General features: G+C 65.6%; 15 protein-coding genes. 8 read left to right on the top strand and 7 right to left on the bottom strand.

Translation table 11 applies throughout. The features are described from left to right. Positions 1-4 precede the first annotated feature (4 nt). The gene (locus LG299_RS09805) at positions 5-1,330 is read right to left on the bottom strand and encodes an MATE family efflux transporter (protein ID WP_404429690.1); all 1,326 of its coding nucleotides are present in this window, start codon (positions 1,328-1,330) and stop codon (positions 5-7) included. An 86-nt stretch (positions 1,331-1,416) separates the two neighbouring features. Between LG299_RS09805 and LG299_RS09800 the strand changes: the two genes are divergently transcribed. Genes LG299_RS09800 through LG299_RS09785 form a run of 4 tightly spaced genes read left to right on the top strand, consistent with a single transcriptional unit; the run spans position 1,417 to position 5,014 of the window. Then, positions 1,417-3,381, top strand: a complete 1,965-nt coding sequence (locus LG299_RS09800; protein ID WP_404429688.1) for a M13 family metallopeptidase — start codon at positions 1,417-1,419, stop codon at positions 3,379-3,381. Positions 3,382-3,437: 56 nt separating this feature from the next. Continuing rightward, a complete protein-coding gene (locus LG299_RS09795) occupies positions 3,438-4,352 on the top strand; it encodes a serine hydrolase (protein ID WP_404434852.1) in 915 nt (304 codons plus the stop codon). A 39-nt stretch (positions 4,353-4,391) separates the two neighbouring features. Next, a complete protein-coding gene (locus LG299_RS09790; RefSeq protein ID WP_404429686.1) occupies positions 4,392-4,628 on the top strand; it encodes a type II toxin-antitoxin system Phd/YefM family antitoxin in 237 nt (78 codons plus the stop codon). Next, complete coding sequence (locus LG299_RS09785; protein WP_404429684.1) at positions 4,625-5,014, top strand: type II toxin-antitoxin system VapC family toxin; 390 nt, start codon at positions 4,625-4,627, stop codon at positions 5,012-5,014. The genes LG299_RS09790 and LG299_RS09785 overlap by 4 nt, the downstream gene beginning before the upstream one ends. Positions 5,015-5,025: 11 nt before the next feature. Here LG299_RS09785 and purU read toward each other — a convergent pair whose 3' ends face one another. Continuing rightward, positions 5,026-5,892 carry a formyltetrahydrofolate deformylase gene (purU, locus tag LG299_RS09780; protein WP_404429682.1) on the bottom strand — a complete coding sequence of 289 codons (867 nt, stop codon included), beginning with the start codon at positions 5,890-5,892 and terminating at the stop codon, positions 5,026-5,028. A gap of 115 nt (positions 5,893-6,007) precedes the next feature. On the opposite strand from purU, the gene LG299_RS09775 reads away from it, so the two are divergent. The 4 genes from LG299_RS09775 to LG299_RS09760 all read left to right on the top strand — a co-directional run bounded on the left by LG299_RS09775 (position 6,008) and on the right by LG299_RS09760 (position 11,461). Beyond that, complete coding sequence (locus LG299_RS09775) at positions 6,008-7,096, top strand: Rieske 2Fe-2S domain-containing protein (protein ID WP_404429680.1); 1,089 nt, start codon at positions 6,008-6,010, stop codon at positions 7,094-7,096. Position 7,097: 1 nt separating this feature from the next. Further along, positions 7,098-8,084, top strand: a complete 987-nt coding sequence (locus LG299_RS09770) for a PDR/VanB family oxidoreductase (protein WP_404429678.1) — start codon at positions 7,098-7,100, stop codon at positions 8,082-8,084. Between the two features lie 33 nt (positions 8,085-8,117). Continuing rightward, positions 8,118-8,990, top strand: a complete 873-nt coding sequence (locus LG299_RS09765) for a PaaX family transcriptional regulator C-terminal domain-containing protein (RefSeq protein WP_404429676.1) — start codon at positions 8,118-8,120, stop codon at positions 8,988-8,990. 101 nt (positions 8,991-9,091) lie between these two features. Beyond that, positions 9,092-11,461: a DUF6351 family protein gene (locus tag LG299_RS09760; RefSeq protein WP_404429674.1), complete on the top strand. Its 2,370-nt coding sequence runs from the start codon at positions 9,092-9,094 to the stop codon at positions 11,459-11,461. Positions 11,462-11,525: 64 nt separating this feature from the next. On the opposite strand, the gene LG299_RS09755 is transcribed toward LG299_RS09760, so the two are convergent. Genes LG299_RS09755 through LG299_RS09735 form a run of 5 tightly spaced genes read right to left on the bottom strand, consistent with a single transcriptional unit; the run spans position 11,526 to position 16,047 of the window. After that, complete coding sequence (locus LG299_RS09755; protein WP_404429672.1) at positions 11,526-12,098, bottom strand: PadR family transcriptional regulator; 573 nt, start codon at positions 12,096-12,098, stop codon at positions 11,526-11,528. Between the two features lie 51 nt (positions 12,099-12,149). Continuing rightward, complete coding sequence (locus LG299_RS09750; protein WP_404429670.1) at positions 12,150-13,676, bottom strand: long-chain fatty acid--CoA ligase; 1,527 nt, start codon at positions 13,674-13,676, stop codon at positions 12,150-12,152. A 47-nt stretch (positions 13,677-13,723) separates the two neighbouring features. Continuing rightward, positions 13,724-14,176, bottom strand: a complete 453-nt coding sequence (locus LG299_RS09745) for a MaoC family dehydratase (protein ID WP_404429668.1) — start codon at positions 14,174-14,176, stop codon at positions 13,724-13,726. Continuing rightward, positions 14,173-15,087: an amidohydrolase family protein gene (locus LG299_RS09740; protein WP_404429666.1), complete on the bottom strand. Its 915-nt coding sequence runs from the start codon at positions 15,085-15,087 to the stop codon at positions 14,173-14,175. Before LG299_RS09740 ends, LG299_RS09745 begins: the two co-directional genes overlap by 4 nt. A 24-nt stretch (positions 15,088-15,111) precedes the next feature. Beyond that, positions 15,112-16,047, bottom strand: a complete 936-nt coding sequence (locus LG299_RS09735) for an SDR family NAD(P)-dependent oxidoreductase (RefSeq protein ID WP_404429664.1) — start codon at positions 16,045-16,047, stop codon at positions 15,112-15,114. Positions 16,048-16,304: the final 257 nt, after the last annotated feature.

Genomic DNA, 16,304 nt, shown 5'->3' with positions numbered 1-16,304 from the left:
GTCCTCAGGCCCCGGCGGTGAGCCAGGCTGAGCCGCGCACGCGCCAGCCCAGCGTCGCGAGTCGCGCCAGCATGTAGACCCCGAAGAACGCGACCGCCAGCCAGGCGAGCCCTGCCGCGCCTCCGCCCGCGAAGAGCCCGACCAGAACGAGCGCCGGAATGAACGGTGCGAGATTGAGCAGACCGACGATCGCGAGGTACTTGGCGTCGCCGGCACCGATCAGCACGCCGTCGAGTACGAAGACGATTCCGCAGATCGGCTGAGCAATCGCGAGCACGATCAGCGCGGGCTGGATGAGCGCCGCGAGGTCGGGGTCGCCGGTGAAGACAAGTCCGATCACGCCCGAGAGGGCGGCGATGATCCCACCGACGATGACCCCGAACCACGCTCCCCACGCAAGGGTGCGACCGAGAACCCGCCGGACGAAGGGGTCGTCGCCCGCGCCCAGACCCTTGCCGATGAGAGCTTGCGCGGCGATCGCGAGGGCATCGAGGGCGAAAGCGGCGCTCGAGAAGATCGTGAACGCGACCTGCCAGCCCGCGAGCTCTTCCGTGCCGAGGCCGGTGGCCACCGCGACTGTGGCGAGGAGCGCGACGCGCAGCGAGACCGTCCGGACGAACAGCCAGCCGCCCGAGCGCGCGGACCCGCGTACCCCGTCGCGGCGGGGGAGGACGGATGCTTCGTGCCGCCGCGCGATCCGCCCCACGACGACCACGAACGCGGCGACCATGCCCCACTGAGCGAACACCGTTCCGAGCGCCGACCCTGCGATGCCCCACCCGAACCCGTAGATGAAGAGCCAGTTCAGCAGGGCATTGGCGGCGAACCCGATGCCCGCGATCCATAGCGGTGTGACGGTGTCTTGCAATCCCCGCAGGAGCCCCGTCGCGGCGAAGACGACCAGCATCGCCGGGAGCCCCCACATGGACAGGCCGAGGTAGATCTCGGCCTGTTCGGCGACCTCGGGGCTCGCACCGAACAGCGAGACCAACAGCGGTGTCGCGAACCAGCCGGCCACGGCGAGCACGGCACCGATGCCGACGGCGAGCCACATGCCATCGATGCCGACGGACACGGCCTTGGCCGGGTCGCCCGCGCCGAATCGCCGCGCGACGGCCGGGGTCGTCGAGTACGCGAGGAAGATCATCAGCCCGACGATGGTCTGAAGTACCGCTGCCGCAATCCCGAGGCCGGCGAGCGGCACCACACCGAGGTGACCCACGAGCGCCGAGTCGACGATCAGAAACAGCGGTTCGGCCATGAGGGCGCCGAGCGCGGGTACGGCGAGCCGCAGGATGCTGCGATTCAGCGTCACCGGGGGCTCTGTCACGCCTTCAGCCTAGAAGTTGCTATGACCTCCTCTCGTTCTCCCCAGGCAGGCGCGCCACAGGCACTCGGGAACGTATCCTGGAACGCATGACCGAGACCCCCCGATCGGGCCTCGCGCTCGATGAGCTGAGCGCTGAGATCCGCCCGCAGGATGACCTGTTCCGCTATGTCAACGGTTCGTGGATCGACCGCACCGACATTCCCGACGACAAGGCCCGCTGGGGCTCGTTCCACCTGATCGCCGAACAGGCTGAAAAGCACGTTCACGAGATCGTCGAAGAATCGCAGAACGCTGAGGTCGGCACCGAGTCGCGCAAGATCGGCGATCTCTACTCGAGCTTCATGGACACCGAGCGCATCGCCGCCCTCGGTGCCGCACCGCTCGCTGAGAACCTCGCCGTGGTCGACACGATCGATTCGATCCCGAGCCTCCTGCGCACGGTCGGCTCGCTCGAGCGCGATGGCGTCGGGGGCATGATCGCCCTGTACGTCGAGCCCGACCCGGGCAACCCGCAGCGCTACGTGCCGTTCGTCGTGCAGAGCGGTCTTTCGCTTCCGGACGAGAGCTACTACCGCCTCGACAACTTCGCCGACACCCGCACCGCATACCGCGGGCACATCGAGCGCATCCTCGCGCTCGCTGGTGTGACGGATGCCGCGGCCGACGCCGACCGGATCGTTGCGCTGGAGACCGAGCTGGCGACCCACCATTGGGACAACGTCAAGAGCCGCGACGCGGTGGCCACGTACAACCTGAAGAGCTGGGACGAACTCCAGGCCCTCGTGGGTGTCGATCTCGCGCCGTGGCTCGAGGGCCTTGCCCCCGGGTTCCCGGATGCGTTCGCCGAGGTTGTCGTCTACCAGCCGAGCTTCCTCGAAGGACTCGGCTCGATCCTGGTCGAAGAGCGCCTCGAGGACTGGAAGGCGTGGCTGCGCTTTCAGATCGTGCACGGCGCGGCCGCGTTCCTCTCCGACGACTTCGTGAACGAGAATTTCTCGTTCTACGGAACGCAGCTCACCGGTGTTCCGGTGAACCGTGAGCGGTGGAAGCGGGGTGTCGGACTGTCCGAGGCCGCGCTGGGTGAGGCGATCGGTCGTGTCTACGTCGACCGGCACTTCCCGCCGGCGTCGAAGATCGCGATGGATGAACTCGTCGCCAACCTCATCGAGGCGTACCGCGAGTCGATCACGAACCTCGAGTGGATGACCCCCGAGACCCGCGAGCGGGCGCTCGAGAAGCTCGACGCGTTCACGCCGAAGATCGGGTATCCGGTGAAGTGGAAGGACTACGCAGGGCTAGAGATCGACGCCGAAGACCTCGTCGGCAACGTCCGTCGCGCACACGTCCTCGAGCATGATCGTCAGCTGGGCAAGGTCGGCCAGCCGATCGACCGCGACGAGTGGTTCATGACCCCGCAGACGGTCAACGCGTACTACAACCCGCTGATGAACGAGATCGTGTTCCCTGCCGCGATTCTGCAATACCCGTTCTTCGACGCCGAGCGCGATGCAGCGGCGAACTACGGAGGTATCGGTGCCGTCATCGGCCACGAGATCGGCCACGGGTTCGACGACCAAGGCAGTCAGTTCGACGGCGAGGGCAAGCTCAACGACTGGTGGACCGACGCGGATCGCACCTCATTCGAGGGCCTCACCAAGAGCCTGATCGAGCAGTACAACCCGCTCGTTCCGCGCGGCCTCGGCGAAGAAAACACCGTCAACGGTGCGCTCACGATCGGTGAGAACATCGGCGACCTCGGTGGTCTCGGTATTGCGCTCAAGGCCTATGAGCGGTCGCTCAATGGCGCGGAGGCTCCCGTGATCGACGGTTTCACCGGCATCCAGCGTCTCCTGCTTTCGTGGGCGCAGATCTGGCAGCAGAAGGGGCGGGATGCGGAAACCATCCGCCTTCTCACGATCGACCCGCACTCACCCAATGAATTCCGCTGCAACCAGATCGTCCGCAACATCGACGCGTTCTACGATGCGTTCGAAGTCACCGAGGCGGACGCACTATGGCTGGATGAGGATCAGCGTGTCACCATTTGGTGAGTGCTGATCGACTTCTTGTACGAAACCCCCGATCGAAAGGAAACCTACTCGTGGGTATGCCCCCCGAACCCCAACGGGAGGCTGAGTCGCTTCGGGGGTCGCGACGCAGCAGCCGACGATTGCCGAGGAGGGCGGCAGTCGGACGCAGAAGTTTCACATCAACGCTCAAGGCGCTCGATGAGCTCGCAGCATCCGGAGCCCACGTCTCGATCCGCATCACCGATCTCGACCGCGGCACGACCGTGCTGTCGGGCGACGACTATCTGACGTTGCCCATCGCCGGTCTCGGAGTGGTCCCTCTGCTGATCGAGGTTGCGGCCGGCTTCGAATCCGGAGCACTCGATCCGCTCGAGATCATTGAGCGATCGAGCGTCGACCCGGTAGCCGTCGCCGGGGTGTGGCAACACCTGAAGGCACCGGCGCTTCCGCTGGTCGACCTCGCGGTGCTCACGGCATCGACCGGCGATGCCCTCGCTGCCAACGCACTGCTGCACCGCGTCGGGCTCGAGGCGGTGCACGTGCGGATCGCGCAGCTCGGGCTCACCCGCACGGCCGTGCTCGATCGTGTGCGTGACGAGCGTGGCCCCGACGATGCGCCGCACTTCGCACTCGGCTCGGCGAATGAACTCGCCGAGATCTTTGCCGCGCTGGTCAACACTCAGACGGTGTCGCCCGCGGTGAGTGCTCAGGTCGCGGAGTGGTTGAGCCTCAACCATGACCTCTCGCTGATCGCGGCTTCGACCGGACTCGACCCCTTCGCGCACGAGAACGACCAGCATGGGCTCTTGTTCATCAACAAGACGGGCCGTGATGCGGGCGTTCGCGTCGAGGCCGGCGTGCTCGCCGGACCCCGCGCGGGGGTCGCCTACGCGCTGATCGTGTGCTTCGACGACGTCTCGATCATGCACAGGATGCGGGCGCACGACGCGTTCCGCACGCTCGGTGTCGAGCTCATGGAGTACGTGCACTAGCGCTGGACTAAGTCTGGCTAAGTCGATACCCTCTTGAGTATGGCCCAAGTGAACGTGCACGAGGCGAAGTCGCAGCTGTCGGCGCTGATCGCGCGCGTGCTCGCCGGTGAGAAGATCACGATCGCACGCGCTGGAACTCCGGTCGTCGACCTGATACCTCATCGTGATCTTGTCGTTGTCTACGGGCTCGGTGCTGCCGAGGCTGAACACGACTCCGCACTGTTCGACGGCGGGGATGCCGAGATCAACCAATTGTTCTACGCGGGCAACGAGTGATTCTGCTCGACACGAACGCGCTGCTCTGGCTCTACCGCGACAGCGCTGACCTTGGTGTAGAGGCTCGCGTCCGAATCCAGAACGCTGACGGGGTCTACTTCTCCGCAGCAACCGTGATGGAGATCACGATCAAGCACATGCTCGGTCGGCTTCCGCTCCCGGGCGGCGAGGCCTTTCCGGGGGTGTTCGAGCGGTCGGGACTCACCGAGCTTCCGTTCACCTCCGATCATGCGGCCGCGATGGTCGGGTTCCCGACGCTGGCTCGGCATGATCCATTCGACCGGATGCTTCTTGCCCAGGCACGCTCGGAAGCCCTCGATCTGCTCACTTCGGACGCAGTGCTACTCGCGCTCGGCGAGCCGTGGATTCACGACGCGCGACGGTGACCTCCGTCGCGTCAGAAGACGATGGTGTGATTACCGTGGCGGATGACGCGATCCTGTGCGTGCCACAACACCGCACGCGAGAGCACCTGGCGCTCGACGTCGGCACCTCGTCGGGCGAGTTCTGCCGCTGAATCGGCGTGGGTGACCCGGATGGTGTCTTGGTCGATGATCGGACCCTCGTCGAGCTCGGTCGTGACGTAGTGAGAGGTGGCACCGATGAGCTTGACCCCTCGCTCTTTCGCCTTTTTGTAGGGCTCAGCCCCGATGAAGGCGGGGAGGAACGAGTGATGGATATTGATCACCGGCACTCCGAGCTTCTGGAGGAAGTCCGGTGAGAGGATCTGCATATAGCGCGCGAGCACGACGAAGTCGACATTGCCGACGAGCAGCTTCAGGATCTCAGCCTCGGAGGCCGACTTGTCAGATCCCACATCAGAGGGGACGTGGAAGAACGGAACCCCGAAAGTGCGGACATCTTCGGCGGCCGTGGTGTGGTTCGAGATGACCATGGGGATCGACACGGGCAGGTCCCCGCGGCGGTGACGCCACAGCAGATCGAGCAGGCAGTGGTCTTGCTTGGACGCGAGGATCGCCATCCGCTTCGGCACTGACTGGTCGGTGAGGGTCCACTCCAGGTCGAAACCGTCACCGAGAGTGCGACTGAGGTCGTCTTCGATCTCGGGGAGCGCTGCGCTGAGATTCGGGCGGTGCAGAACGACCCGGCAGAAGTACGCACCACCGGTGGGGTCATCGGAGTACTGATCGAGCGCGACGATGTTGCCCTGGTTGCGGGTTATCAGCGCCGAAATGGCAGCGACGATTCCGGGCTTGTCGCTGCCGTGCACGATGAGGCAGGCGTGATCGGCGAGCAGATGCATGCATCGATTCTGCCGTGTGATCGGGCAGACCGATTGCCTCAGCCTCTGTGGAGGGGTATTCTGGATGCGGATTTACCTATGCACATAGGTACTTCACCGGCACAGAGGAGTGGCGATGGCGGCAACATCAGTGGCGAAGATCTTCGACTATCCGCGCAACGCGTGGTACGTCGCCGCGTGGGATCACGAGGTCACTCGCGTGCCCCGTGCCCGCACAGTGGCGGGTCGTCCCCTCGCGCTCTTCCGCACCGAGGACGGTCGACCCGTGGCGCTTGCCGACGCCTGCTGGCACCGACTGGCGCCGCTGTCGATGGGCAAAGTCATCGGCGACGAGATTCAGTGCCCGTACCACGGCCTGCGCTACAACGCGGACGGCCGCTGCACGCACATGCCGGCTCAAGAGACGATCAACCCGAGCGCCACGGTGCCCTCGTTCCCGGTCGTCGACCGGTATCGCTACGTGTGGGTGTGGATCGGAGACCCGACTATCGCTGACCCAGAGACGATCCCCGACATGGGCCAGATGACCGATCCGGAGTGGACCGGCGACGGCGAACTCATCGAGGCGCCGTGCAACTACCAGTTGATCCTCGACAACCTGATGGACCTCACGCACGAGGAGTTCGTGCACACCTCGAGCATCGGACAGGCAGAGCTCAGCGAGGCGGAGTTCATCACGAGTCACACCGAGAACACCGTGAAGGTCGAACGCTGGATGCGCGACATCGATCCGCCGCCCTTCTGGCTGAAGAACATGCGCGACAAGTTCCCCGGATTCTCGGGCCGCGTCGATCGCTGGCAGATCATCCACTTCGAAGCGCCCTCGACGATTCGCATCGACGTCGGTGTGGCGAAGGCCGGGACGGGGGCGCCTGAGGGTGACCGCAGCCAGGGGGTCAATGGATTCGTCATGAATACGATCACGCCCGCGACGGATCGCACGAGCCTCTACTTCTGGTCGTTCCAGCGCAACTACCGGCTGGACAGCCAACTCATCACGACCCAGTTGCGTAACGGCGTGCACGGTGTGTTCGGGGAGGACGAGCGGATGCTGGCCGCACAGCAGGCGGCGATCGACGCGAACCCCGACTACGAGTTCTACAGCCTGAACATCGACACGGGTGGCATGTGGGTGCGGCGCATCCTCGATCGGATGCTGGCCGCCGAGGGGCGCTCGGCCGTACCCCTGCCGACGGGAAGCTGACGTGGTCGTCTCGCACACGATCTCGTGGCAGCAGGCGACCGTGATGGATGCGGTCCAGATCGCTGACCGCATCCGTCGCATCGTTCTGCAGCCCGCTGTGCGACGCAGGATCGACCCGGGCATGCACGTCGACGTGCGCGTCGGGGCTGATGCAGGCACGCTCGAGCGCTCGTACTCGATCGTTGAACCGGTCGGCGACGATGGCGCGTATGCCATCAGCGTCTTCGAGAGCGAAGCCTCACGCGGAGGAGCGCGGGCGATGCACGCGCTCGTGCCGGGCGATGTGGTCGAGGTCACCGATCCCCTGCAGGACTTTCCTTTCCGCGGCGGTGCGCCGCGCTACGTCTTTCTCGCGGGCGGCGTCGGAATCACGGCGGTGTTGTCGATGGCGCGGGCCGCGCGCATCGCGGGGGCCGACTACCAGGTCGCCTACTGCGGGCGCAGCCGGTCATCAATGGCGTATCTCGATGAACTTGCTGGCGAGCACGGTGAGCGATTGACCCTGCACGTCCGCGACGAGCAGACCTCGCTCGATGCAGCTGAGTTCGTCGCCAGAGTGCCCCGCAACGCCGAGGTGTACTTGTGCGGGCCGATCCGACTCATGGACGTCGTGCGGCGCGAGTGGCACGCCGCCGGCCGACCTCCGACGGCTCTCCGGTTCGAGACCTTCGGCAACAGTGGGTGGTTCGAACCCCAGCCGTTCGTGGTCGGTATCCCCGCAATCGGCGTCGAATGCGTCGTTTCGCCGCATCAGTCGATCCTCGAGGCCCTCGAGGCGGCGGGTGTTGATGCGCTCTCGGACTGCCGCAAGGGGGAGTGCGGTCTGTGCGAGGCGCGCGTCCTGGGGCTGCGGGGAACCATCGACCATCGCGATGTCTTCTACAGCGAGCGCCAACGCGATGCGATGACCAAGGTCTGCGTGTGCGTGTCGCGCGTCGCAGGAGACAGCAGCGTGGGGGTGCCTCGCATCGACCTGCAACTCACCTGAGGGCGCCGACGCCGGTGGTGGCATGATGGGCGTGTGTCAGACCAGGCCGGAGTCATCGGCGCTCCCCCACGTCGAGTGTCGCCCGCCCGCCAGGTGCTGACCCTTTTCGGTGACTATTGGTGGGAAGCCGACGATGCGATGCCCTCCGGAGCGATCGTCGCGGCGCTCGGCGACCTGGGAGTGAAAGAGGCCGCTGCGCGGGCCACCCTCACCCGGCTCACGCGGCTGGAACTTTTGGTTTCGGACCGCGCCGGGCGACGCACCACGCACCGGCTCTCGTCACGCGCGGCGGAGATCATCGCCGAGGAGGCGGCCTGGCTCGACTCGTTCGGTCGGGATGAGTCGACGTGGGATGGTCTGTGGAGTGTCCTGGCATTCTCGATCCCCGAGTCGCGCCGCGACGTGCGACACAGCGCTCGATCGCGCCTGAAGTGGCTGGGCTACGCGCCGCTGTACGACGGCGTGTGGATCTCCCCGCTCGACACGGCGGCCGAGGCCATGGCTGAGCTGCGCGAGCTCGGGGTGGCCGATGTGACCTCGATGCGCGCGAGTGTCGACACGACGACACCTGGCGGGCCGCAATCGGCATGGGACCTCGACGAAGCTCGACGGGAGTACCGAAAATTCGAGGTCGAACTGGCCGACTCGACCTCGCACGTAGGCGCGGATGCCCTCGCGGAGCGGTCGCGACTCATGCTCACCTGGCAGCGCTTTCGAGGCCTGGATGTCGGACTGCCGCGAGAGGTGCTCCCCGAGAAGTGGCCGCGTGTCATCGTCCGGGCACGGTTCGCCGGGCGCTACGACGCGCTGGGGCCGGAGGCCGAGGAGCGCATGCGCGATCACGTGCGCGTGATCTCGCCGGAGCTTGCCGGCGCGATCAGAGAGCGGAGACTCAGCGCCAGCTGATATTCGATCTTTCCTTGACGCACGTCACATGCACTTCTACTGTGGGGCGAGAGGGTGACGACGCCGTCACCCTCGACCTCGATGTCAAGGGAGACAGTCACATGTTCAGAAGTGGCGCACGCCGATGGGCGTTGTGTACGACCGCTGCGGCAGCAGTGGTCGTTGGTTTGATGGCTCCGCCGGCCGCTACGGCAGCCAGCGATGCGCAGATCGAAGTCCTGTCCGGACGAGCCGACATGATCAGCGCGGGAGACGCTCTGGTGAAGGTGACCGGACTGAAGAACCACGACCGCATCCTCGCCGCAGGCGTGGATGTCACCGATTCCTTCCAGCCACACGGTGATGGCGTAGTGGGTCTGGTCGAAGACCTTCCGCTCGGAGAGAGCCGGCTGGTGGTCCAAGCCGTCAGCGGCAACGAGCAGACCGGACTCGACGTCGTGAACCACCCCCGCAGTGGGCCCGTGTTCTCCGGTCCTCAGCACAAGTTGTACTGCCAGGCCACCGGCCTGGGAGTCCTTGACGAGAACTGCATGACCGACGAGGTCGTCGTTCAGTACCGTTACCGGACCACCGGCAATCAGTTCGCCAACTATCCGACCGACGGCTCGGTGCCGGCCAACCTTGCCTCCACCACTGTCGACGGTGTCGAGGTTCCCTATATCTTCCGCCTGGAGCGCGGCACCATCAACCGCTCGCTGTACCAGATCGCGATCCTGCACGAGCCCGGAACCCCCGAGCCCACACCCTGGAGTGACACCGCGGCATGGAACGACAAGCTCCTCTACACGTTCGGCGGCGCATGCGGCGTCGGGCTCGGTCAGGGTAACGGCACTGGCGGGGTGGAGAACGACCAGTTGCTGCGCGCGGGCTATGCGGTGGCATCCGGTTCGTTGAACGTCTACGCGACCAACTGCGATGACGTCACCAGCGCTGAGACCGCCTACATGGTCAAGGAGCACTTCACCGAGACGTACGGAGTTCCGAGGTTCACGATGGGCTTCGGCGGTTCTGCGGGCACGATGCAGCAGTACCTTCTCTCCAACGCCTACCCGGGCATTCTCGATGGCGTGATCGGCCAGATCGGCTACCCCGACGAGCGCACGACCACCGCCACCGGCCACGACTGCCGCGGACTCATGAACTATTGGAGTTCGCCTGCGGGTGCAGGGTGGACCGAGGCTGAGAAGGTCGCGCTGAGCGGCCACGCCATATCGGGCACGTGCTTCGGCTACGGCTTCTTCGACGGTGTCGATGACCCGACGCGCGGCTGCCCTGGTGTGGTTCCTGTCGCCGATCGCTGGTCGGTCGGCAACCCGGACGGCATTCGCTGCACCATTGCCGATACCGTGACCAACGTCTACGGCACGGATGACGAGGGACGTGGCCTGCGGGTCATCCCCGACAACGTCGGTGTGCAGTACGGTCTTCTCGCGTTCCAATCCGGTGCCCTTTCGGCCGAGAAATTCTTGAGCGTCAACGCGAACGTGGGCGGAATGAGCATCGACGGTGCCCGCACGCCCGCACGTTCGGAGGCGAGCGTCGAGGCCATCGAGCGCGGTTTCGAGACCGGTCGGTTCAACCTCACCACCGGGGGACTCACCCACATCCCGGTCATCGAGTACCGCGGCTACACGGATCCCAGCGGCGACTTCCACGACAGCTATCGGTCGGCAGTGCTGCGGGAGAGGATGCTGAACGCGCACGGTGAAGCGGGGACACACGTCAGCTGGCGCGGCGTCAGCACGGCGAACGGCACGATGGGTGCGCTGGCACTCGAGAAGATGGACGAGTGGCTGACCAACCTCGAGGCGATGGGTGCCGCGGGCGAGGAGAACCGCGAGGCCACTATCACCGCACGACCGGGTGACATCGAGGACGGATGCTTCACCGCTCCTGACACGTTCGTCGCGGCACCTCTCGACTGGTACGCCTCGGCTGACGAGAATCCGTGCAACGCGGCATTCCCGTTCCACGCAGATCCGCGTATCAAGGCCGGATCACCGTTGTCGGTGGACGTGCTGAAGTGCGAGCTGACGGCGCCGGTGCGCGGAGACTACCCCGCACTGACCGACGAGCAGTGGACGCAGCTGAACGCGATCTTCGCGTCTGGCGTGTGCGACTACAGCCAGCCCAGCCAGGGCTACGCCGAACTGGAAGGCACGTGGCTGTCGTTCGGTGCGGATGAGACCGTCGCGCTCGACAAGCCGGTGATCACGGGAACGCCTCGCGTGGGCGACACCCTCGCGGTGCAGGTGAGCGCCGCGGAAGGCGCTGCACTGTCGTACCAGTGGATGGTCGACGGTATATCTATCGCGGGCGCGACCGGACCGACGTTCGTGCTCACATCGGATTACCGCCTGGCGACCGTCACGGTCCGCGTGACGGCCGAGCTCGACGGCACCGTGCCGATGTCGCTCGTGTCTGACCCGTCGAAGAAAGTCCGTGAGGACCGCAAGGGCGGCAAACCCTGACCTGAGCTGAGCAAAGTACAGCCCTGCACGCCGTTGGTGTGCAGGGCTGTACTTCTTCGCACGCTCAGCTGTCGGGTAGCTCGAGGCCGCGCTCAGCCCAGGCGATCTCGATACGGGCGCGTTCCACCAGGCCCTCATAGGTGTGGCGCTTGAAGGCGATGGTGCGCTCGCGGTCGGCGGGCGCGGTGACGGCGAGCCGTCGCTGCAGCATCGGGTGTTCGTCACCGTCGATGCGGGCGAGTTCGCGGTTCCACTGGTCGAGTTCGGCCTGCCACTGCGCACGGTGCCGTTCGAAGAACGCGCGGGCGTTCTCGGCGGTTCCGGTCTCGAGGTACGCGGCCTTCAGGTGTGACTGATCCTTCACCCGTTGGTACTCCAGTGGCGCGGCGATCCAGTCGCGGAACGCCCGGTCACCAGCATCCGTCACGTGATACAGGCGTCGTGTCGCACGCTCTCCCCGCGGCTGCTCCTCTGCCTCGACAAGCTTGTCGGCCTCCATCCGCCGAAGTTCCGGGTAGATCTGCGAGTCAGGGGCGTACCAGACGTGCCCGACGGACTGCGAGAACTGCTTCTGGAGGTCGTACCCCGACATCGGTCCGACGCGCAGCAGTGCAAGTAGCGCGTATCGCAGACTCATCGAATCCCTTCCATCCCCGGAGCCTAGCGGCGCACGAGAACGACGAGTACGTCAGGCTTCAGAGGCGAACCGGGTGCGGAGGTCTGCTTTGCGCACCTTGCCGCTCGCGGTGCGGGGAAGCTCATCGACGATGACGACCCGCTGGGGGATCTTGAACCGCCCGAGCCGCCCATCGAGGTGCGCGCGCACGCTGTCGGTGTTGATCGTCGCGCCGTCGCGGACGGTGACGACGGCCCAGGGCACCTCGCCCCAGCGGTCATCTGGTACGCCGATCACAGCGGCCCCAGTGACACCGTCGATGTCGCTGATGAGGTTCTCGATCTCGGCGGGATAGATGTTCTCACCGCCCGAGATGATCATGTCTTTGAGGCGATCGGCGATGAAGAGATAGCCGTCGGTGTCGAGGTAGCCCAGGTCTCCGGTGCGAAGCCAGCCGTCAGCGGTGAACGCCTCGGCGGTCGCTTGGGGCAGATTGAGGTAGCCCGGAAAGACATTGGGTCCGGCGATCTCGATCTCGCCGATCGTGCCGCGAGAGACCACGGCGCCCTGTTCGTCGGCGATTCGGACTTCAGTGAAGAAGTGGGGGAGTCCGACACTTCCCTGTTTCGTGCGGGTCATCGTCGGATGCAGCGACGTAGCTCCCGGAGAGGTCTCGGTCATGCCGTACCCCTGAGAAAACGACAGGCCCCGATCTTCGTAGGCGTTCAGGATGCGGGTGGGTACGGGCGATCCGCCACAGGTCAGCTTCATCAGCGTCGACAGATCGGTGCTCGCCCAGTCTGGATGGTCCGCGAGGAGCTGATACGTGGTCGGCACTCCGCTCAGCATCGTCACCCCGTGTCGCTCGATGAGCGCGAGTGCGCGCCCCGGTTCGAACCCACGCTCGAGAACGATGGTCGCGCCCTTGAGCATGATCGGAAGTGCACCCATGCCGAGGGATGCTGCGTGGAAGAGCGGCGAGATCATCAGAGCGACATCGTCCGAGACGACGTCGTAGTCGACGAGCGTGTTGAGCGCGACCCACGTCAGGTTCTGGTGAGAGAGGATCGCTCCCTTGGACTTGCCCGTCGTGCCGGAGGTGTAGAGGATTGCCGCCGGATCATCGAGGGTCACCTCGACGTCTGTATGGCCTGCGGGGGTGTCGCGCAGGACACGCGAGAGGCCGGGCGCGGCATCCGTCCCCTCTCCTGTGGGGATGACGTGCGCGATCCCGACGGCCGAGATCAGCGGGGCAACTCGCTCGGTGAACGACGGATCGTGGATGAGCGCGCGGACCTGCGAGTCGGCGAGGACGTGCAGGATCTCGGGCGCTGCCAGTCGCGTGTTGATCGGCACGAAGACGGCACCGAGCTGCGCGGCACCGAAGAGGAGCTGAAGGAACTCGGGGCTGTTCTCGCCGAGGAACGCGACCCTGTCGCCCTTGCGAATACCGCGCCTCGAGAGCATCGCCGACACCCGGTCGGTGCCGTCGGCGAGCTCGCGGTAGGTCACTGTTCTGTCGTCGAAGATCAGCGCCGTCTTGTCGGGCGACTTGAGTCGGCGCTTGGCCATCCAGGCACCGAGTCCGTGGTTATGCACTTGCCCTCTCCTTCGAGGTGCGACGTTCGAGGTGCTGCGCGATGTTGCTACGCGTAGAAGCGGTACAAACCGCGTGCCACGACGGCCGGCTTGGACGCACCCTCGATCTCGATCGTCTGATCAACCGCGAACTGCAAGCCACCCGCAACCTCGGTGACCTCAGCGATAACGGCACCGCCGCGCACCTTCACGCCGACCTTCACCGGCGAAATGAACCGTACCTTGTCGAGGCCGTAGTTGACCTTCGTGCTCACGCCGGTGACGTCGAAGAGGTCAGACCAGAACTTCACGGTGAGCGAGAGTGTGAGGAATCCGTGCGCGATCGGTGCGCCGAACGGGCCGTCGGCGGCGCGGGCGGGGTCGACATGGATCCACTGCTGGTCATCGGTGGCATCGGCGAAGAGCTGGATGCGATCCTGCGTCACCTCGAGCCAGTCGGTGAACCCGAGGTCGGTGCCGGCGAGGCCTGCGGCGTCGGCGTAGTCGACGATGGTGGTCATGATGCTCCTTCTGATGCGGTCGTGGTGGTGAGTCCGAGCAGGCGTGCGGCGTTGTCTTTCATGATTCCGGGCAGCACTTCGGGCTTGAAGAGTGTTGCGGCGTCGGCATCCCGAACCCAGCGGTCCGGCATGAGCAACGGGAAGTCCGAGCCGAACAGGACGCGCTTCTTGAGGTAGGAGTTCGCGGCGCGCACGAGCGATTCGGGAAAGTACTTCGGGCTCCACCCGGAGAGGTCGATCCACGTGTTGTGCTTGTGGGTCGCGACCGACAGGGCTTCGTCCTGCCACGGCACAGACGGGTGGGCCATGATGATCTGCAGATCCGGAAAATCTGCGGCAACGGGGTCGAGCAGCATCGGGTTCGAGAGACCGAGCTTGAAGCCATAGCCCCCGCGCATTCCCGCACCGATACCGGTTTGTCCGGTGTGGAAGAGGGCCGGAATCCCGAGAGATTCGATCGTTGCGTACAGCGGATAGTGCGTCCGGTCGCTCGGATCGAACCCCTGCACGGTCGGGTGGAACTTGAAACCGCGCACGCCGTACTCATCGACGAGCCGGCGGGCGGTGTCGACCGCGGCAGCGCCCTGCAGCGGGTCGACCGACCCGAAGGGAATCAGCACGTCGTTGTTGCGCGCGGCACCCTCGGCGATCTCGACACTCGACAGCGCAGGGTGACCCAGGCGCGTGGTGGCGTCGACGGTGAAGACTACGGCCGCCATGCGGCGCTCGCGGTAGTACGCGGCCACACTGTCGAGGTCAGGCCGAGGCCCGTCCGCGCTGAAGTAGGTGCTGGCTGCCTCGACCAGATCGGGCGGCAACGACGTGTGCCCGTGTGCGTCGATCTCGATGTGCACGTGCATGTCGATCGCCTCGAGCGCGTCGAGGTCGATCGCGGATTCGTAGCGGGTCATCTTCGTCCCTGAGGCTCTTGAGGGTCAGGCGTTCGGCGCAGGGCGCTGCAGGTCTTCGGGGAGCGGCGGGAACTTCTCGCCGACGCTCTGCAACTGACCGCCGAACTCTGCGGGGAAGTCCGCTTCGAGCGCCTCGTACGACCAGCCGCCCTCGCGGTACGCCGTGACCACGGCTTCGGGGTGCGACCAGAGCTGCACGCGGTCACCGCCGACGCCGATGGCCTGCCCGGTGACATCAGCCGCAGCATCCGACGCCAGATACGCAATGAGTCCGGCGACATCGTCGGAGGTGCCGAAGCCGAGGTCATGACGGAAGAACGCGGGCATGGCCTCGCCCTTCTCGTCGGCTTCGACGGCTGCGGCGAAGTAGGGCACTGTGGCCGTCATCGCCGTGGCGGCCACCGGGACGACCGCGTTCGCGGTGATGTTCGCGCGGCCCAACTCGAGCGCCCAGGTGCGGACCATGCCGACGATTCCCGCTTTCGCGGCCGCGTAGTTCGTCTGCCCGAAGTTGCCGCGCTGTCCGGTGGGGGAGCCGATGCAGATGATCCGCCCGCCCTCGCCCTGCTCGCGCATGTGCACGACAGCCTCGCGGACGCAAGTGAAGGTCCCCCGCAGGTGCACGCCGATAACGGTGTCGAAGTCGTCGTCGCTCATCTTCCACAGCACGGTGTCACGCAGCACTCCGGCGTTGGTGACCAGAATGTCGAGACGCCCGAACTCGGTGACCGCTGTCTGTACCAGCAGGCGTGCGGTCTCGGTGGGCCCGACGGGCGCGGTGACGGCGACGGCTCTGCCGCCGGCTTCGGCGATCGCGGATGCTGCGGCCTCAGCGATCTCGCGATCGACGTCGTTGACGACGACCGCTGCGCCCTGCCGTGCGAGTTCGTGGGCGTAGGCGAGGCCCAAACCTCGGCCCGACCCTGTGACGATGGCGACTTTGCCCTCGAGTAGTGACATGTGTGCACGCTCCTTAGATCACCCATTATGGGGTCAACTCGCTCATTCTTCACCAATTTCGTGACGATCGTCACAATAACCTTGACAATCGGGGGCGCGTCGGCGCACCATGACTCATGTCGGTGGCAAAGGTGCCGAGACCGTGTCGCTGACGAACACCTGCCCGAGAACCACGAGAGGCCCATCAATGAAGAAGAGTCTTGCCACCCTGGGCGTGCTGGCCGCCGCCGCACTCGCCCTGAGCGGATGCACCGATT

The organism is Microbacterium lacus, from assembly GCF_044794305.1.
Taxonomy (GTDB): domain Bacteria; phylum Actinomycetota; class Actinomycetes; order Actinomycetales; family Microbacteriaceae; genus Microbacterium; species Microbacterium lacus_B.
Note: the sequence above shows the minus strand (reverse complement) of the source record. Positions and strands in the feature narration are given on the sequence as shown.